Source organism: Lysobacter sp. 1R34A (assembly GCF_051217035.1).
Lineage (GTDB): Bacteria > Pseudomonadota > Gammaproteobacteria > Xanthomonadales > Xanthomonadaceae > Lysobacter.
In genome coordinates this window covers 1-18,853 of sequence record NZ_JBPKJP010000011.1, presented here as the reverse complement: position 1 = coordinate 18,853, position 18,853 = coordinate 1, and the positions used below count along the sequence as shown (strand labels likewise).

16 protein-coding genes are annotated in these 18,853 nt (G+C 68.6%); 11 read left to right on the top strand and 5 right to left on the bottom strand.

All coding sequences use genetic code 11. The features are described from left to right. Positions 1–370: 370 nt before the first annotated feature. From ACSAMQ_RS05530 to ACSAMQ_RS05515, 4 genes are all read left to right on the top strand, one after another. On the top strand, positions 371–1,699 hold the full coding sequence (locus ACSAMQ_RS05530; RefSeq protein WP_435394692.1) for an MFS transporter: 1,329 nt from the start codon (positions 371–373) through the stop codon (positions 1,697–1,699). 72 nt (positions 1,700–1,771) lie between these two features. After that, positions 1,772–3,094 carry a dicarboxylate/amino acid:cation symporter gene (locus tag ACSAMQ_RS05525; protein ID WP_435394691.1) on the top strand — a complete coding sequence of 441 codons (1,323 nt, stop codon included), beginning with the start codon at positions 1,772–1,774 and terminating at the stop codon, positions 3,092–3,094. A 113-nt stretch (positions 3,095–3,207) separates the two neighbouring features. Next, positions 3,208–4,410, top strand: coding sequence for an OprO/OprP family phosphate-selective porin (locus tag ACSAMQ_RS05520; RefSeq protein ID WP_435394690.1), 1,203 nt, complete (start codon positions 3,208–3,210; stop codon positions 4,408–4,410). A gap of 199 nt (positions 4,411–4,609) precedes the next feature. Then, a complete protein-coding gene (locus tag ACSAMQ_RS05515) occupies positions 4,610–7,273 on the top strand; it encodes a hybrid sensor histidine kinase/response regulator (RefSeq protein WP_435394730.1) in 2,664 nt (887 codons plus the stop codon). 146 nt (positions 7,274–7,419) lie between these two features. Here ACSAMQ_RS05515 and ACSAMQ_RS05510 read toward each other — a convergent pair whose 3' ends face one another. The 5 genes from ACSAMQ_RS05510 to ACSAMQ_RS05490 form a co-directional block, all read right to left on the bottom strand. Further along, positions 7,420–8,088 (bottom strand): LuxR C-terminal-related transcriptional regulator, encoded by a 669-nt coding sequence (locus ACSAMQ_RS05510; protein WP_435394689.1) that lies wholly within the window; start codon positions 8,086–8,088, stop codon positions 7,420–7,422. A gap of 199 nt (positions 8,089–8,287) precedes the next feature. After that, positions 8,288–9,274 carry a malate dehydrogenase gene (locus tag ACSAMQ_RS05505; RefSeq protein WP_435394688.1) on the bottom strand — a complete coding sequence of 329 codons (987 nt, stop codon included), beginning with the start codon at positions 9,272–9,274 and terminating at the stop codon, positions 8,288–8,290. Positions 9,275–9,392: 118 nt separating this feature from the next. Further along, the gene (locus ACSAMQ_RS05500; protein ID WP_435394687.1) at positions 9,393–9,770 is read right to left on the bottom strand and encodes a glutaredoxin family protein; all 378 of its coding nucleotides are present in this window, start codon (positions 9,768–9,770) and stop codon (positions 9,393–9,395) included. 44 nt (positions 9,771–9,814) lie between these two features. Further along, positions 9,815–11,020: a pyridoxal phosphate-dependent aminotransferase gene (locus ACSAMQ_RS05495; RefSeq protein WP_435394686.1), complete on the bottom strand. Its 1,206-nt coding sequence runs from the start codon at positions 11,018–11,020 to the stop codon at positions 9,815–9,817. A 396-nt stretch (positions 11,021–11,416) separates the two neighbouring features. Beyond that, a complete protein-coding gene (locus ACSAMQ_RS05490) occupies positions 11,417–11,923 on the bottom strand; it encodes a peptidylprolyl isomerase (protein WP_435394685.1) in 507 nt (168 codons plus the stop codon). Between the two features lie 344 nt (positions 11,924–12,267). Between ACSAMQ_RS05490 and typA the strand changes: the two genes are divergently transcribed. The 7 genes from typA to pqqE all read left to right on the top strand — a co-directional run bounded on the left by typA (position 12,268) and on the right by pqqE (position 18,583). Further along, on the top strand, positions 12,268–14,097 hold the full coding sequence (typA, locus tag ACSAMQ_RS05485; protein WP_435394684.1) for a translational GTPase TypA: 1,830 nt from the start codon (positions 12,268–12,270) through the stop codon (positions 14,095–14,097). A gap of 370 nt (positions 14,098–14,467) precedes the next feature. Beyond that, complete coding sequence (locus ACSAMQ_RS05480) at positions 14,468–14,941, top strand: DUF2127 domain-containing protein (protein ID WP_435394683.1); 474 nt, start codon at positions 14,468–14,470, stop codon at positions 14,939–14,941. Between the two features lie 254 nt (positions 14,942–15,195). Continuing rightward, positions 15,196–15,279 (top strand): pyrroloquinoline quinone precursor peptide PqqA, encoded by an 84-nt coding sequence (pqqA, locus tag ACSAMQ_RS05475; RefSeq protein WP_036111709.1) that lies wholly within the window; start codon positions 15,196–15,198, stop codon positions 15,277–15,279. Between the two features lie 65 nt (positions 15,280–15,344). Then, entirely contained in the window at positions 15,345–16,271 is a 927-nt protein-coding gene (gene pqqB / locus ACSAMQ_RS05470) for a pyrroloquinoline quinone biosynthesis protein PqqB (protein WP_435394729.1), read from the top strand. A gap of 70 nt (positions 16,272–16,341) precedes the next feature. Beyond that, positions 16,342–17,145: a pyrroloquinoline-quinone synthase PqqC gene (pqqC, locus tag ACSAMQ_RS05465; protein WP_435394728.1), complete on the top strand. Its 804-nt coding sequence runs from the start codon at positions 16,342–16,344 to the stop codon at positions 17,143–17,145. After that, positions 17,142–17,438: a pyrroloquinoline quinone biosynthesis peptide chaperone PqqD gene (pqqD, locus tag ACSAMQ_RS05460; protein ID WP_435394682.1), complete on the top strand. Its 297-nt coding sequence runs from the start codon at positions 17,142–17,144 to the stop codon at positions 17,436–17,438. Before pqqC ends, pqqD begins: the two co-directional genes overlap by 4 nt. Continuing rightward, the gene (gene pqqE, locus ACSAMQ_RS05455) at positions 17,435–18,583 is read left to right on the top strand and encodes a pyrroloquinoline quinone biosynthesis protein PqqE (protein WP_435394681.1); all 1,149 of its coding nucleotides are present in this window, start codon (positions 17,435–17,437) and stop codon (positions 18,581–18,583) included. The genes pqqD and pqqE overlap by 4 nt, the downstream gene beginning before the upstream one ends. Positions 18,584–18,853: the final 270 nt, after the last annotated feature.

The following is an 18,853-nucleotide window of genomic DNA, read 5'->3' as shown; positions in this document are numbered from 1 at the left end:
GGCGGTCGCAGATGACGCGCAGATGGCGAGACCGGGCCCGCGCCGCTGCGATCAGGTGGGAGGCCCGAGCGCAGCCCCGCCGCGACAGCGCTCGCCGGCGGCGCGGCCGGCGGATTCATCGACCGCGGTCACGGCGCCGACCCTTCGACGCCGTCATCGTGCATCGGCCGGACGCGCCGGAACCCCCGTATTTCCAGGCTCCCGCGGCACCGCGGCCGGCCCTAACCCTAAGGTGCTATTGGTCGCGGCCGGCCGCACGCCCACCATCGGCAACGGGCGCAGGGACGTGCCGCCGCCGTGCCATGGCCGTTCCGCGATGTCTCCCTCATCGAACGATCCGGCGCCGTCCCTACCGTCATCAGGAGCCGCCGTGAGCGCCACCACCGCCGATACCCTCCTCGCCAGCGCACCGGCCATGAGCCCCAGCCAGCGCCTGAAGTCGATCTTCTCCGGGTCGATCGGCAACCTGGTCGAGTACTACGACTGGTACGTCTACAGCGCGTTCTCACTGTACTTCGCCCACGTCTTCTTCCCCAAGGGCGACAGCATCTCGCAGGCGCTCAATGCCGCGGCGATCTTCGCCGTCGGCTTCCTGATGCGCCCGCTCGGCGGCTGGGTGTTCGGCCGCTACGCCGACCGGCGCGGCCGCAAGGCGGCGCTGATGCTGTCGGTGCTGATGATGTGCACCGGCTCGCTGATCATCACCTTCACCCCCGGCTACGAAACCCTCGGCATCTTCGCGCCGATCCTGCTGGTGTTCGCGCGCCTGCTGCAGGGGCTCAGCGTCGGCGGCGAATACGGCAGCTCGGCGACCTACCTCAGCGAGATGTCCTCGCGCGAAAACCGCGGCTTCTGGTCGAGCTTCCTCTACGTCACCCTGATCATGGGCCAGCTGCTCGCGCTGACGGTGCTGATCGTGCTGCAACAGTTCGTGCTCGACGACGCGCAGCTCAAATCCTGGGGCTGGCGCATCCCGTTCGCGATCGGCGCCCTGGCCGCGGTGATCGCCCTGTACCTCCGCCGCAACATGCAGGAAACAGAATCGTTCACCAAGCTCAAGGCCAGCGACACGCCTTCGCGCAAGGAAGGTTCGCTGCGCACGCTGATGCAGCACCCCCGCGCGGTGTTGACCGTGATCGGCCTGACCATGGGCGGCACCTTGGCGTTCTACACCTACACCAACTACATGCTGAAGTTCCTCACCATCAGCACCGGCTTCGACAAGGAAACCGCATCCTTGATCAATGCCGGCACCTTGTTCGTCTACATGCTGATGCAGCCGCTGGTCGGCGCCCTGTCCGACCGGATCGGCCGGCGCCCGCTGCTGATCGCCTTCGGCGTGCTCGGCACGGTGCTGACGGTGCCGGTGATGCACCTGATCCAGGATGCGCAGACGCCGATGCAGGCGTTCTGGCTGATCATGATTTTGCTCAGCGCGGTCAGCGGCTACACCGCGATCAACGCGGTGGTGAAAGCCGAACTGTTCCCGGTCGAGATCCGCGCGCTCGGCGTCGGCCTGCCGTATGCGCTCACCGTCGCCCTGTTCGGCGGCACCGCCGAGCCGGTGGCGCTGTGGTTCAAGCAGATCGGCATGGAGACCGGCTTCTTCTGGTACGTCAGCGCCTGCATCGCCTGCTCGCTGCTGGTCTACACCCTGATGCCCGACACCCGCAAGCATTCGCACATCGACCGCGACTGACCCCTGCCGCTGCACTCGTTGCTCGCTCCTCTCCACTCGCTCCCTCCACTCGCTCCCGCCTGAGTACCCGCCATGAAAAAGTCCGGCTCGCGTTTCTACCTCTGGGTGCTCGGCGCCATCCTCCTGGGCGGCGTGGTCGGCCACTTCTTCCCGGACTTCGCGGTCAAGCTCAAACCGCTCGGCGACGGCTTCATCTCGCTGATCAAGATGCTGATCGCGCCGATCATCTTCCTGACCGTGGTGCTCGGCATCGCCGGCGTCTCCGACGTCAAGAAAGTCGGCCGCGTCGGCGTGAAGGCCATCCTGTATTTCGAGGTTGTCTCGACCATCGCCCTGGTGATCGGCCTGGTCGTGGTCAATACGCTCAAGCCCGGCGCCGGCTTCAACGCCGATCCGGCCACGCTGGATGCGAGCGCGGTCGAAAAGTACGCCGCCGCGGCCAAGGACCAGAGCACGGTCGAATTCCTCCTGCACATCATTCCCAAGACCTTCACCGACGCCTTCACCGGCGGCGGCGACCTGTTGCAGGTGTTGCTGCTCGCGGTGCTGTTCGGCTTCGCCCTGCTGCACATCGGCAAGACCGGCGAGAAGATCATCGACTTGTTCGAGTCGGTGTCGAAGGTGTTCTTCGGCATGATGAGCATGATCATGAAGCTGGCCCCGATCGGCGCCGGCGCTGCGATGGCCTTCACCATCGGCAAGTACGGGGTGGACTCGCTCGGGCCGCTGGCGCGCCTGATGGGCAGCTTCTACCTGACCTGCGCGGTGTTCATCCTGGTGGTGCTCGGCACGATCGCCCACTTCACCGGCTTCAGCATCCTGCGCTTCATCCGCTACATTCGCGACGAGTTGCTGCTGGTGCTCGGCACGTCCTCGTCGGAGTCGGCGCTGGTGCCGCTGATGCGCAAGCTCGAACGCCTGGGCTGTTCCAAGCCGGTGGTCGGCCTGGTAGTGCCGAGCGGTTATTCGTTCAACCTCGACGGCACCAATATCTACCTGACCATGGCGACGATCTTCATCGCCCAGGCGCTCAACGTCGAGCTGACCCTGACCCAGGAGCTGACCCTGCTCGCGGTGGCGATGCTGACCTCGAAGGGCGCCTCCGGCGTCACCGGCGCCGGCTTCATCACCCTGGCCGCGACCCTGACCGTGGTGCCGGCGGTGCCGGTCGCGGGTCTGGCGCTGATCCTCGGCATCGACCGTTTCATGAGCGAAGCGCGCGCGCTGACCAACTTCATCGGCAACGGCGTCGCCACCATCGTGGTCGCGCGCTGGGAGAACGAGCTCGACCGCGACAAACTCAACCACGAGCTGCTCAACCCGCCGAGCGCGACCGAACTCGATACCGCTCTGCCCTCGGACACCCACGCGCCGCTGGCCGACAAGACCGCCTGATCGCCCCGGTGCTTTAACCCCCTCCCCTAGCCACCGCCGCAGCCGGACGCACCGCGTCCGGCACGGCACGCTGCTGCCAGGACGGCTGCCGCACGACCCTGGAGCCCGTCCCGATGCCGCGTCCCGACCGCCCCGCCCTCGCCCTGTCCACCGTGTTGCTGTCGTCGGTTTCCTGCCTCGCCCAGGCCGCCGGCCTCGACGACTGGCCGACCAAATACAGCTTCGACGACGGCACCGAATTGTCGGCGACCGCCAATGTCGCTTACGACGTAGTCGATTTTTCCGGCGACCGCGGCTACGGCACCGCCGCGACCGCGCTACGCGACGACGGTCACTACCGGCGCCGCGAGTTCGGCGTCGGCCTGAAGAAGAAGGACGTCTACGATTTCACCGCGGTGATGGACTTCGAGTCCAAGCTCTGGCTCGACGTCGCCCTGCGCCTGGAAACCAAGGCTTGGTTCGGCGCCGACTACGGCAAGCTGCGGGTCGGCTACTTCAAGACCCCGGTCAGCATGGAAAGCGTAGCGGCCTCGCGCACGGGCAGCATGATGGAACTGTCGGCGGCTTCGCAGGCGATGTTCCAGGGTCGCCGCACCGGCGTGGAGTGGTCGCTGGAACGCCCGCGCTACGCCGTCGGCACCGCGTATTTCTTCGGCCACGACCTGCAGGGCGACAACCCGGGCACGACCGCCGCGGCGCGCGCGGTGTGGACGCCGGTCAAGGACAAGAACCGTGTCGTGCACCTGGGCCTGACCGGTTCGGTCGAGAACCCGCACGGGTTCCGCGACGGCCGCGACGCCTATTTCGGCCCCTCGGCGCGCTTTCGCGCGCGCCCCGGCAACGGGCTGACGCCGGTGCGCCTGGTCGACTCGGGCAGCCTGCGCAATACCGACCGGATCGTGCGCAACGGCCTGGAAGCGCTGTGGATCGACGGCCCCTGGTCGCTGCAGGCGGAATACCTGCGCGCGAGCGCCGAACGCGAGGACGGCGCTCGCGATTTCACCGCCGACGGCTACTACGTCACCGGCAGTTGGGTGGTGACCGGCGAGACCCGGCCCTACAGCAACAACAACGTCGCCAACATCAAGCCGGCGCACGGTTATGGCGCGGTGGAACTGCTGGCGCGCTATGGCGAGCTCGACCTCGACGACAGCGGCATCGCCGGCGGCCGCCAGCGCGACCTGACCCTCGGAGTGAACTGGTACCTGACCACGCACTTCAAGTTCCAGGCCAACTACGTGCGCGTGTCGGCCGACAAGGGCGTGTTGTCGGCGGACCCCGACGTGCTGGAGCTGCGGGCGCAGGTGCATTTCTGACGGTACGCAGCTGACGGACCGTCGCATCGTCGTCGCAGTGACGCGCTCGCGGCTTGCGCCGTTCCTGCCCTTTGCTACGCAGCTTCCGGGTAGGAGCGGCGCAAGCCGCGACCACGAACCGCGGCGACCGGCGCCACCCCGGTCCGCGACCCAAACCGGTTAGTCTTGCCCCGAGGCCCCAGCGAGCCCCGCCACCGTGATCCCCCGCCCCCGCCAGCTCAAGACCGCGCTCTGGATCGCCGCGATCCTGGCCGTGCTGTTGCTGGCGATGTTGGTCGCCGGGCGCATCGCCTATGCCCAGGCGCTGCAGCGCCAGGCCACCGAGGCGCGCGCCCTGCTCGACCAGCGCGCCCAGGTCATCGAACAACACATCGACCGGTACCGGATCATGCCGGCGGTGCTGTCGCTCGATCCGCAACTGCGCGCCACTCTCGCCAACCCCGGCGACCAGTCGCAGCGCCAGCGCGCCAACGAACGCCTGGTCCAGCTCAACTTCGCCAACCGCACCAGCACCCTGACCCTGATCGACGGCAACGGCATCGGCATCGCCGCGAGCAACTGGGCCGGGGCCAACAGCAACGTCGGCCACTCCTACGCTTTCCGCCCCTATTTCCAGCGGGCGATGACCGAAGGCACCGGCGAGTTTTACGCGATCGGCGTGACCACCCACATCCCCGGCCATTTCATCGCCCGCGCGATCCACGACGAACGCGGCGGCGCGGTCGGCGCGGTCGCGGTCAAGGTCGAACTCGAAGACATCCGCTCGGACTGGAGCGAGCGCGGCGACCTGGTCTTGCTGAGCGACGCCAACGGCGTGGTGTTCCTCAGCGCGAAGCCGCAGTGGCGCTACCGCATGCTGGAGCCGCCGACCCCGGCGCAACGCCGCGAGCTGCAGTCGACCCGCCAATACCAGGGGCAATCCTTGCGCCTGGCCTCGATCCGGCTCGAACGCGACATCGGCGGCGGCGCGCGCGTGGTGCGCCTGCGCGACCCGGCCATGCGCGAGCCGATGCTGTGGCAGTCGCTGCACCTGCCGCGCGAGAACTGGACCCTGCATCTGCTGCGCGACACCACGCCGAGCCTGCGCACCGCCTGGATCGCGCGCGCGGTCGCCGCCGGCGGCTGGCTGCTGTTGGTCTCGCTGGCCCTGCTGATCCTGCAGCGCCATCGCATCGCGACCCTGCGCCTGCGCAGCCGGCAGGAACTGGAGAAGATGGTAGAGCACCATGCCGAGGCCTTGCGCACCGCGCAGGACGGCGTGGTCCAGGCCGCACGCCAGGCCAGCCTCGGCGAGGGCCACAGCCTGGAGCATCTGCCGCAAGGCGTCAGCGTGGTCGACTCGCAGTTGCGCCTGGTCGCCTGGAACCAGCGCTACGCCGAACTGTTCCGCTACCCGCCCGAGTTGCTGCAGGTCGGCCGGCCGATCGAAGACCTGATCCGCTACAACGCCCGCCGCGGCCTGCTCGGCAGCGACCCCGAGGAGGCGATCCGCCGTCGCCTCGATCATCTACAGCGCGGCCAGCCGTATCTGCACGAACGCGAGCGCCCCGACGGCACCGTGATCGAGATCCGCGGCAACCCGATGCCCGACGGCGGCTTCGTCACCAGCTACGCCGACATCACCGCCTACAAGCAGGCCGCGCGCGACCTGCGCACGCTCGCCGACAGCCTCGAACGCGGCATCGAACAGCGCACCAGCGACCTGCAGACCGCCAAGGGCGAGGCCGAGCGCGCCAACCGCTCCAAGACCCGGTTCGTCGCCGCGGCGGTGCACGACCTGTTGCAGCCCTTGAACGCGGCGCGCATGTACCTGTCGTCGCTGCGCCGGCGCGTCGATGCCGAAGGCCGCGAACTCACCGACCACATCGAGGCCGCGCTGGCCGCGCAGGACGACATCCTGTCGAGCCTGCTCGACATCTCGCGGCTGGAATCGGGCGCACTCGAAGTGCGCCGCGCCGCCCTGCCGTTGGCGCGCGTGTTCGCCACCATCGACAGCCAGTTCCGCATCCTGGCCGAGTCGCGCGGCTTGCGCCTGCATTGCATCGCTTCCACCGCAGTGGTCGACAGCGACGAGATACTGCTGCGCCGGATCGTGCAGAACTTCCTGTCCAACGCCTTGCAGTTCACCCCGCGCGACGGCCGCATCGTGCTCGGCGCGCGGCGCCTGCGCGACGGCCTGCGGATCGAGGTCTGGGACACCGGCCCCGGCATCCCCGCCAACAAGCTCGAGCTGATCTTCGAGGAATTCCAGCGCCTCGACCTGGGGGTCGAGGCGCCGCCGCGCGGCGCCGGGCTCGGCCTGGCGATCGTGCGCCGCGTCGCCCAGTTGCTCGACCACCGCATCGCGGTGCGCTCGTGGCCGGGCCGCGGCAGCGTGTTCTCGGTGGAAGTCCCTTACGCGGCTGCGCAAGCCGAACCATCCGCGGCCGCGTCTTCCGGCCCGGTCAACGGCGATGCCGCATCCGACCTCGACCCGCTACTGCGCGGCCGTCGCGTCTGGGTGATCGACGACGACCTGCATTCGCGCCAGGCCGCGCAACGGCTGCTCGGCGACTGGGGCTGTCGCGTCGAGACCGCCGCCGACGCCGCCAGCGCCCTGCGCATGGCCGCATCGCTGGCCATGCCCGAATTGCTATTGCTCGACTACCGGCTCGGCGAGAGCACCGGCTTCGAACTGGCCCTGCAGTTGGAAGCCGAATGGGAGCGCATGCCGCCGGTGGTGCTGATGTCGGCCGACGCCGACCCGAGCCTGCGGCCGCGCGCGACCGAGCGCGGCTGGAGCTTCCTGCCTAAACCGCTGAAACCCGCCGCGCTGCGCGCGTTGACGATGCGCTTGCTGGGGCGCGGTGCGGGGGAGAGGTAGGAGACTCGGTGGCGCGGGGACGCCTTGGCGCTTATCGCGAAGCTCAAAGCACGCCTGCCCTTATCCAAAGAGGGAAACTGCGCGGCCGCCTTCGCGTTGTCGGGTTATCGCCGCCCCGTAGCGTCGGCCGCCTCGGTTCCGTGCCGCTACGGCACCGCCGAGCCGTGCAGGTCCGCGCCTTCGTCTTCCAGCGACAGGCCTTTCACCAGCACCGCCGCCTGAGTGCGCGAATGGCAGCCGAGTTTGCGCAGGATCGCGGTGACGTGGATCTTCACCGTGTTCTCGGCCAGCGACAGTTCGTAGGCGATCTGTTTGTTGAGCAGGCCGTCGGCCAGGCGCATCAACACGCGCAGTTGCTGCGGCGTCAGCAGCGCGAGGCGGTCGGCGAGCTGCGCGTCGTGTTCGTCGCGTTCGGCCTTCTGCGCCGGAAACCAGACGTCGCCGGCCAGCACTGCCTTGACCGCTTCGCCGAGCACGGTGGTCGGCGCCGACTTGGGCACGAACGCAGCGGCGCCGAACTGCTGGGCGCGGCGGATCGTGCGCGGGTGTTCGTTGGAGGAGATGATCACCACCGGCAACTCGGGCCGCTCGCCGCGCGCGTACACCAGCGAGGAGAAACCCATCGCGCCGGGCATCATCAAGTCGAGCATGGCCAGGTCGAATTCCTCGCCGCTGCCGATGGCCGCCTCGAGCGCACTCTGGCTCGACACCTCGACGACGCTCGCGCCGGGGGCGATCTCGCCGAGCGCATAACGCAGCGCCGCCCGGAACATCGGGTGGTCGTCGGCTATCAGCAGGCGCAGGGTTTCGCTCATCGGACGGGGTCCCCTCGGAGTTCGGAGCGGGACCGATGCTACACGCTCGGGGGCGCTTCCCGCGCGCTCGTCCGGCCCGGCGGGCGGGCTTGCCGCGCAAGCGGGAGAAGATCCCGAAACGATCGGGGCCTCGGCCGTAGGCCCCAACGGAACGGGGCGGCCAAGACCGCCCCGTTCATGCATCGCGATCGCGCTGCGATCAGCCCAGCAGGTGGGCCACGCCGGCGCGCTCTTCTTCGAGCTCGGCCAGGGTCTTGTCCATGCGCTCGCGGCTGAAGGCATCGATTTCGAGGCCTTCGACGCGGGTGTACTCGCCGTTCGCGGTGATCACCGGCACGCCGTACATCACGCCCTCCGGGATGCCGTAGCTGCCGTCGGACGGCACGCCCATGGTCACCCACTTGCCGTTGCTGCCGAGCACCCAGTCGCGGATGTGGTCGATCGCGGCGTTGGCCGCCGAGGCCGCCGAGGACAGGCCGCGCGCTTCGATGATCGCCGCACCGCGCTTGCCGACGGTCGGGATGAAGTTGTCGGCGTTCCAGGCGGCGTCGTTGATCTTGTCCTTCAGCGACACGCCGCCGGCCTTGGCGAAGCGGTAGTCCGGGTACATGGTCGGGCTGTGGTTGCCCCACACGATCAGGCTGTCGATGTCGCCCACGGCCACGCCGGCCTTGGCGGCGAGCTGGCTCAGCGCGCGGTTGTGATCCAGGCGCAGCATGGCGGTGAAGTTCTTGGCCGGCAGGTCAGGCGCCGACTTCATCGCGATGTAGGCGTTGGTGTTGGCCGGGTTGCCGACCACCAGCACCTTGACGTCGCGCGAGGCGACCTTGTTCAGCGCCGCGCCCTGGGCGGTGAAGATCTTGGCGTTTTCCAGAAGCAGGTCCTTGCGCTCCATGCCGGGGCCGCGCGGACGCGCGCCGACCAGCAGGGCCACGTCGGCGTCCTTGAACGCGACTTCGGCATCGTCGGTGCCGACCACGCCGGCCAGCAGCGGGAACGCGCAGTCCTCGAGCTCCATGATCACGCCCTTCAGCGCGGCCTGGGCCTTTTCGAGCGGCAGTTCGAGCAACTGCAGGATGACGGGCTGGTCCTTGCCGAGCATTTCGCCGGAGGCGATGCGGAACAGCAGCGAGTAGCCGATCTGGCCGGCAGCACCGGTGACGGCAACGCGGACGGGGGTCTTCATCGGGGTGTTTCCTTCGCTAGTTGATCGATGGTGCGGACGCGGGGCCCGCCAAGGTGATCGTGAATGAGGGTGCCAAAGCGCAACGCGCTTTCGAACGTGTTGGCCGCGCCGGGTGCCTTCAGAGCCGGTAGCCCAGCGGTTTCAGCCGGTCCTTGATCTCGTCCATGTCGTAGCCGTAGACGACCTCCTGGCCGACGATCGTCACCGGCACGCCGCGCGCGCCGACCGCGCTCATGGCGCGCTGGCCGGCGGGCGTGTCGATGTCGATGATGCTGTAGCGCACGTCGGCGAGTTCGAAATCCTTGCGCAGTTTTTCGCAATAGCCGCACCAGTCGGCGGCGAGCATCACGATGCGCTTGTCGCCGGTCTGGTGACGCGGGTCGTCGGGTTTGAGTTCCGCCTGGCGGGTGGCGAACCAGGCGGTGTCGCCCTTGTAGGCCAGCGCATACGCGCCGCCGGCCAGGCCGAGGATCAGCAGGACGGTAAGAACGCGCATGCGGGGCTTTCCTTGGCTACGTCAGTGATGGGACCGCGCCGGGCTCAGACGAGCTCGGCGAAGAATTCCTGGAACCGCTGCAGGCCCGGCGCGAGCTGCGGCGTCGGGCAGGTGTAGCTGATGCGCAGCGCGCGCGGCTCGCCGAACGCCGAACCCGGCACGCAGGCCACGCCCTTGGTTTCCAGCAGCGCGCTGCAGAAATCCATGTCGTTGCCGATCTTCAGGCCGCTCGGCGCATGGGTCTTGCCGAAGGCGACGCTGATGTCCGGGAATACGTAGAACGCGCCCTGCGGACGCGGGCAGACCACGCCCGGAATCGCGTTCATCACCGCCATGACCTGGTCGCGCTTGGCCTGGAACTCGGCGCATTTCTGGGTCGGCACGTCCTGCGGGCCCGACAGCGCGGCGACCGCGGCGGCGGTGACCACTTCGGGCACGTTGGTGATGTGGTTGGAGTTCATCGTGGTCACGGCCTGGGCGACCGATTCCGGCCCAGCCATGAAGCCCACGCGCCAGCCCGGCATGCCGTAGGTCTTGGACAGCGAGTCGATGAAGATCACCCGGTCGCGCAGTTCCGGGCGGGCATGCACGAAGTTGTGGTAGCCCAGGCCGTCGAACACCATGCGGTTGTAGATGTCGTCGGTGATGATCCAGGTGTCCGGATACTTCGCCACGACCTCGGCCAGCGCGTCGATTTCTTCCTTCCCGTAGACCATGCCGGTGGGGTTGGACGGGTTGTTGAACAAGAACACCTTCGGCTTCTTCGCCAGGGCGGCGTCGAGCTGCGCGGGAGTGAGCTTGTAGTCCTGCGAAGCCGGGCACGGCAACAGGTCGATCTTGGCGTTGACGATCTCGGCGATGTCGAGATAGCTGGTCCAGTACGGGGTCGGGAACGCGATCGTGTCGCCTTCGTCGAGCAGCGCTTCGGCGATGTTGTAGATCACGTGCTTGGCGCCGATGCCGGTGGCCACGTTGACGCGGCCGTAGCCGGTCAGGCCGATCTTGCCCATGTGCTCGATGAAGGCGTCCAGCAGTGCGTCGGCGCCGCGGTTGCTGCCGTACTGGCCGCTGTCTTTGGCCAGCGCGTCGCGCACGGCGGCGTAGACATGGTCGCCGGGCAGGAAGTTGGGAACGCCGATCGAAAAGCTGATGATGTCGCGGCCTTCGGCTTTGAGCCGCTTGGCCTTTTCGGCTACCTGCATGATCGCGCTGGGCTTGGCGCGACCGATGCGCCGGGCGAGCTGGGGCATCGTCTTGAACCTCGTGGGGTGGTGTGCGACGGAGCTGGTGCGGGAGAGGAGCATGCGCGGGACGGCGGTGGCGGCGCGTCGGCGTGCCCGGCAGCGGAAGAACGATGCTCCGGAAACGCCTGCCGGAACCACTGGTTCGAGCCGCAAAATGGTAGCACAGCGTCGCCGCGCCGCCGGCTTCGCGCCGGCCCGTTTACCGGCCCGCAGCGGTGTCTTCGCCGCCGTTCGCGGTGCCCGATCGGCCGCGCCGCTTTGCCCGGGCGGCCGCTTCGGCACGGCCCGGCGCGACATCGCCGTGGCTTGGGCAAGCGCCGCCCCGAAAACGAAAAGACGGCCTTGCGGCCGTCTTTCCTGTCCCGCATGTGGTGGCGAGGCTGCAAGGCAGCCCACCGGGCCTCAGGCGCGGGCGTTCTCGTCGAGCACCTTGTTCCAGTCGGCAACGCGCTCGGCCTTGGCGGCCAGGGCGCTGGCGACGTCGCCTTCGATCTTGACCGACTTGATCTTGTCGCCCTGCTTGACCGCATCGACCACGTCCAGGCCTTCGAGGACCTTGCCGAACACGGTGTGCTTGCCGTCGAGCCAGTCGCAGACGATGTGGGTGATGAAGAACTGGCTGCCGTTGGTGCCCGGGCCGGCGTTCGCCATCGACAGCACGCCGCGCTGGTGGCCCAGGCCGTTACGGGTCTCGTCCTCGAAACGGTAGCCCGGGCCGCCGGTGCCGGTGCCCTGCGGGCAGCCGCCCTGGATCATGAAGTTCGGGATCACGCGGTGGAAGTTCAGGCCGTCGTAGAAGCCGCGCTGGGCCAGATTGACGAAGTTGGCGACGGTCAGCGGCGCCTTGTCGGCGGCGAGTTCGACGCGGATCGGGCCGCGGTCGGTGTCGAAAGTGGCGATCAGGCTCATACAGCGGACTCCAGATGATGCGAGGGAATGGGGACTACGGACGTTCGGCAGCCGACATGGCGGCGCCCGGGACCATCCACAAGGGTACCCGATGGGCCGAATCGGCCGGTTGCCGGCCTGCCGCCGCGATTGCGCCGGGCAGCGGCCCAGCGGCGGCCCGACTCAGCTCCGCCGCCAGACGGCAGGGCGCCGGCCGACGCGGCTGGACCCGGGCCCCGCCTTGCCCTGTTCATAAATCTGGCCCCCGGGCGAATAAATCCTCGCCCCGCCGGCACTTGCCATGTTTGCCCGCTATAATGATCGGCTTACTTCCTCAGCTATAGCGCCTTCCGGCGTCCAATCGCATGTCCATCGAACGCCTGCGCAATATCGCCATCGTCGCCCACGTCGACCACGGCAAGACCACCCTCGTCGACTGTCTGCTCAAGCAGTCGGGCACCCTGTCCGAACGCACGGTGCTGGCCGAGCGCGCGATGGACAGCAACGACCAGGAAAAGGAACGCGGCATCACGATCCTGGCCAAGAACACCGCCATCACCTGGCAGGGCAACCGCATCAACATCGTCGACACCCCGGGCCACGCCGACTTCGGCGGCGAGGTCGAGCGCGTGCTGTCGATGGTCGACTCGGTGCTGATCCTGGTCGACGCGATGGACGGCCCGATGCCGCAGACGCGCTTCGTCACCCAGAAAGCCTTCGCGATGGGCTTCAAGCCGATCGTGGTGGTCAACAAGATCGACCGTCCGGGCGCGCGTCCGGACTGGGTCATCGACCAGGTGTTCGACCTGTTCGACAAGCTCGGCGCCACCAACGAGCAGCTCGACTTCCCGATCGTCTACGCCTCGGCGCTGCACGGCTACGCCAGCCTCGACGACGCCGCACGCTCGGGCGACATGACCCCGCTGTACGAAGCGATCATGAAGCACGTGCCGCCGCCGGAAGTCGATCCCGACGGCCCGTTCCAGATGCGCATCAGCCAGCTGGACTACAGCAACTTCGTCGGCCTGATCGGCATCGGCCGCATCCAGCGCGGCAAGGTCCGCCGCAACATGCCGGTCAGCGTGGTCGACCGCGAAGGCAAGAAGCGCCAGGGCAAGGTCCTGCAGGTGCTCGGCTTCATGGGCCTGGAGCGCCTGGAAACCGAGGAAGCCGAGGCCGGCGACATCGTCGCCATCTCCGGCGTCGCCGAGCTGTCGATCTCCGACACCGTGTGCGCGCTCGACACCCCGGAGGCGCTGCCCGCGCTGACCGTGGACGAGCCCACCATCAGCATGACCTTCCAGGTCAACAACTCGCCGTTCGCCGGCAACAAAGAGCTCAGCGGCGGCAAGTTCCTGACCAGCCGCCAGCTGCGCGAGCGCCTGGAGCGCGAGACGCTGCATAACGTCGCGCTGAAGGTCGAGGAAGGTTCCGACCCGGACAAGTTCCTGGTCTCCGGCCGCGGCGAGCTGCACCTGTCGGTGCTGATCGAGAACATGCGCCGCGAAGGTTTCGAGCTGGCCGTGTCGCGTCCGGAAGTCATCATCAAGGAAATCGACGGCAAGCTGATGGAGCCGATCGAGCAGCTGGTGGTCGACATCGAAGAGCAGCACCAGGGCGGCGTCATGGAGAAGCTGGGCACCCGCAAGGCGCAGCTGAAGAACATGGAATCCGACGGCAAGGGACGCGTACGCCTGGACTACATGATCCCGGCGCGCGGCCTGATCGGTTTCCAGAACGAGTTCCGTACCCTTACCCAGGGTTCGGGCTTGCTGTTCCACGTATTCGACCATTACGGCCCGAAGGAAACCGGCCCGATCGCCAAGCGCATCAACGGCGTGATGATCGCCAATGCGGCGGGCACCACCCCGGCCTACTCGCTTGGGCCGCTGCAGGAACGCGGCCGCCTGTTCGCCGCCGAGGGCGATCAGGTGTACGAAGGCCAGTTGGTCGGCATCCACTCGAAGGACAACGACCTGACCGTCAACGCGATCAAGCCCAAGCCGCTGACCAACATGCGCGCATCGGGCAAGGACGATGCGATCCAGTTGAGCCCGGCGATCAAGTACACGCTGGAGCAGGCGCTGGACTTCATCGAGGACGACGAACTGGTCGAAGTCACCCCGAAGGAAATCCGTCTGCGCAAGAAGTTCCTCACCGAAAGCGATCGCAAGCGCGCCTCGCGCGCGGCCTGATCGTCACGGCCGTCGCCCGATCGGGGCGACATCGCCCACACGCCTGTCCCGCTCGCGCGGTACGGGCCGGGGCCACGAAACGCGCGCCGCTGGCGCGCGTTTCGCGTTTCGCGTTTTGCGGCACCGGCCCGATCGCCGAATGCCCGATCGGCGCGGGAACCCTGACGCGCAACCGGGATCGAACGCGCACGCCCATACACGATCCGGTCGTGTCCGATCTTTGCCAGTTCGGTTTCCACCAGTTCGGTTTTCGCCAGTTTGACTTCCGCCAGTTCGATCGCAGCCGGTTCGGCGATCACCGGCCCGCTCCGCCTCGACCCGCCCCGCCTCGCCTGCATTCCGCCCCCGTCCGAACGATGCCCCCGCCCCGATGACCCCGACCGACTCCCACTACGACGGCGACCCCAAGGCCCATCCGGGCCTGCACCTGATCGCCGCGGTCGAGGGGATCAAGGGCCTGCTCGCCCTGTCCGCCGCGAGCGGGCTGGAATTGCTCGGCCCGGCGCCGTTGCAGCGCTGGATCGAAGAACTCATCAAGCGCTTCCATCTCGACCCCGAACACGGCTCGCTGGCCTGGCTCGCGCACGCGATCGACCCGCATGCGCTGCACCTCGCCGCCGGCGTCGTGCTCGGCTACGGCCTGCTGCACCTGCTCGAAGCCTGGGGCCTGTGGAAGGCGAAGGCCTGGGCCTCCTGGCTCGGTTGCCTCGGCGCCGCGGCGTACTTGCCGTTCGACCTGTATGCCCTGTACCGCCATCCCGGCTGGCTGGCCATCGCAGTTCTCACAATCAACGTGATCGTCGTTTGGGTTCTCGCCCGCGACCTGTTCAAACGGCGCCGCTGAGCCCGGCCGTCACGTTTCGGCGACAGCGCCGAGGCCGCCGGCACCGCAACGCGCGCATCGCGATCGGGCTGGAAATCACAGGCATCGCCCACCGGGCGGGTGTATCGTTTTGAGGTCGCGGCTCCGGCCGCGGCCGCAAGCCGCGGCTTCCGCAGCCCGGTCTGCGCGATGCACGGCGGTGCCCATGCGCGCAAACCATCGCCCGCGGTTGCGCCGCCCCGGCAAGACCCCACTCCCCAACGCGAGGAACGTACATGAAGACCTGGTCCAAGCCTCAGATCCGCGAAATCTCGGTCGGCTGCGAAATCAATTCGTACTCCTCCGGCGACCTGTTCTGAATCATGCCCGCTTCCGCCGTCGCAACGCGCGCGAGTCGTAACGCCGGCCCGATGGCCCCACGATGATGGAAATCCTCGTGCTCGGTGCGGCGGCCGGAGGCGGTTATCCGCAGTGGAATTGCAACACCCCCGGCAGCCGGCGCGCCTGGCGCCAGGAGCCCGGCCACAAGCGCCGCAGCCAGGCCAGCATCGCGGTCAGCGCCGACGGCGAACGCTGGCTGCTGATCAACGCCTCGCCCGATTTCCGCCAGCAGGTGCTGGCCATCGAGCGGCTGTGGCCGCAGCGCGGCCTGCGCCATTCGCCGATCGAGGCGGTGCTGCTGACCAGCGGCGAGATCGACCACATCGCCGGCCTGCTGTCGATGCGCGAACGCCAGCGCTTCGACCTGTGGGCCAGCGCGCGCGTGCTGCAGTTGCTGCGCGACAACCCGATCTTCGATGCGCTCGACCCGCAGTACGTGACGCGCAAGGCGCTGACCCTCGACGCGCCGCTCGAGGTGGCCGGACTCGACGCCCCGCTCGGCTTGCGCGTGACCCCGTTCAGCGTGCCCGGCAAGGTGCCCTTGTTCATGGAATCGCGCAGCGGCGGCGACCTGACCGGCTCGGCCGAGGAGACCGTCGGCCTGGAGATTTCCGACGGCGCGCAACGCTGCTTCTACATTCCCGGCTGCGCGGCGATGACCCCGGCCCTGCGCGAACGTCTGCGCGGCGCGGACCTGGTGTTCTTCGACGGCACCCTGTGGCGCGACGACGAACTGATCCGCGCCGGGGTCGGCCACAAGACCGGCGCGCGCATGGGCCATATGAATATCCTCGGCGACGACGACGGCGACAGCACCCTCGCCGCGTTCGCCGACCTCGAGGTGCGGCGCAAGCTGTTCATCCACCTCAATACCACCAACCCGGTGCTCGACGAGGCCTCGCCGGAACGTGCGCACATCGCCGCGCACGGCTGGGAAGTCGCCGAGGACGGCATGGAGATCAAGCTGTGATGGAGCTGGCTGTAATGGAGACCGGACCGTGAACGCGCATGCCATCGGAGCGAACCCGTCCGAGCAGCGCATCGCCGACGACGCGCTGCTGACTCCGGCGCAGTTGGAGGCGCGGCTGCGCGCGATCGGCGCCGAGCGGTATCACGACCGGCACCCCTTCCATGCCCTGCTGCACGGCGGCCGTCTGAACCGTGGCCAAGTCCAGGCCTGGGCGCTCAACCGTTTCGAATACCAGCGCTGCATCCCGCTCAAGGACGCCGCTCTGCTCGCCCGCATCGAAGACCCCGACCTGCGCCGCGTCTGGCGCCAGCGCATCGTCGACCACGACGGCGAACGCGCCGGCGACGGCGGCATCGCGCGCTGGCTGCACCTGACCGATGCGCTCGGCCTCGACCGCGACCTGGTTGAGTCCGGGCACGGCCTGTTGCCGGCGACGCGCTTCGCGGTCCAGGCCTATATCCACTTCGTGCGCGAACGCAGCCTGCTCGAAGCCATCGCCTCGTCGCTGACCGAGCTGTTCGCACCGAACATCATCGGCCAACGCGTCGCCGGCATGCTCGCCCACTACGATTTCGTCTCGAAGCCGGCGCTGGCCTACTTCGATTCGCGCCTGCACCAGGCGCCGCAGGACGCCAATTTCGCCCTCGACTACGTCAAACGCCATGCCCGCAGCCGCGAGCAGCAGGACGCGGTCTGCGCTGCGCTGCGCTTCAAGTGCGAGGTGCTGTGGTCGATGCTCGATGCGCTCTACCTGGCCTATGTCGTCCACGCGCCCGAAGGCCGCGCCGACCTGATTCCGCCGGGCGCATTCCGCCCCGCGCCGGAGCCCGAGCCGGAGCCCGACCCGCAGCCCATATCGGAGCCCGGCGCATGAGCGCGACGATCGACGCCCGCGCGGTGCCGCGCTTTCCTGCCGGCGTGCGCCTGCAGCACGACCGCGCCCGCGACCAATGGGTGCTGCTGGCGCCCGAACGCGTGGTCGAACTCGACGAGATCGCCCATGCCGTGCTCGCCCGCGTCGACGGCGCCGCCGACGTCGACACCATCGTCGCCGCGCTCGCGGCCGAGTACGGCGCCGACGCCGGGCAGGTCCGCGACGACGTGCTCGAACTGTTCGCCAGTCTGCTCGACAAGCGCATGCTCGCGGTCGCCGCGCCGGCCTCATGAGCGCCGTCGCCGCCCCGTCGGTACCGTCGCCGCACGCCGAACGCGTCCCGGCGCCGCCGCTCGCGGTGCTGCTCGAACTCACCCACCGTTGCCCGCTGTCCTGCCCGTATTGCTCCAACCCGCTGCAACTGGTCGGCCTGCGCGAGGAACTGGCGACCGACGACTGGCTGCGCGTGCTCGGCGAAGCCGCCGAACTCGGCGTGCTGCAGGTGCACTTCTCCGGCGGCGAACCGACCCTGCGCAAGGATTTGCCCGAGCTGCTGCGGCATGCGCGTTCGCTGGGGCTGTACTGCAATCTGATCACTTCCGGCGTCGGCGTCGACCGCGAGCGCTTGCTCGGCCTGCAACAGGCCGGCCTCGACCATCTGCAGCTGAGCATCCAGGACAGCGAGGAACGCGGCGCCGACCGTATCGCCGGTTATGCCGGCAGCCATCGGCGCAAGCTCGCCCTGGCGCGCTGGTGCGGCGAACTCGGCCTGCCGCTGACCCTCAACGCGGTGGTCCATCGCCATAACGCCGAGCGCGTCGCGGCGATGATCGAACTCGCGCTCGAGCTCGGTGCCGGCCGGCTCGAAGTCGCGCACACCCAATACTACGGCTGGGGCCTGAAGAACCGCGCCGCACTGATGCCGACCCGGGCGCAGCTCGACGCGGTCACCGCGGTGGTCGAGGACGCGCGCCAACGCCTTCGCGGCACGCTGACCATCGACTACGTCACCCCCGATTACTACGCGCGCCGTCCCAAGGCCTGCATGGGCGGCTGGGCGCAGCGCTTCGTCAACATCACTCCGGAAGGCAAGGTCCTGCCCTGCCACGCCGCCGAGAGCATCGCCGAACTGCAGTTCGATTCGGTGCGCGACCGCAGCCTCGGCGAGATCTGGCGCGAGTCGGATGCCTTCCAGCGTTATCGCGGCACCGACTGGATGCCGGAACCCTGCCGCGGCTGCGACCGCCGCGAAATCGACTGGGGCGGTTGCCGCTGCCAGGCGCTGGCCTTGAGCGGACGCGCCGACACCCTCGACCCGGTCTGCGATCGCTCGCCGGATCATGCCGCGGTACGCGAACTGGCCGAGCGCGAATCGCGGGCGCCGGCGCCGGAATTCGTCTACCGCAAGATCCGCCCCGCCGGCCGCGGCACGCCCTGAGCCACGCCTGCGCGCAGGTATCGGCGAAGCGCCGGCGTCCGCTGCGGTGTTAGGACAATCGCGTCAGGAGGCCGCCATCCGGCCGAACGGCGGTCTGCGCGGCGCCCGCGGAGCAGAACCTGCCTCGCCCAGGCCCGTGCGCGCGCGCATACTCGCCCGAGTCCCCGCAGGAATCCGCCATGTCCGCCACGCTCGCGCTGCGCCTGAGCGCCGTCGTGCTCGTCCTGGCCGTCGCCAGCTGCGCGGGCAACGGCGCGCCGCGCCCGACCC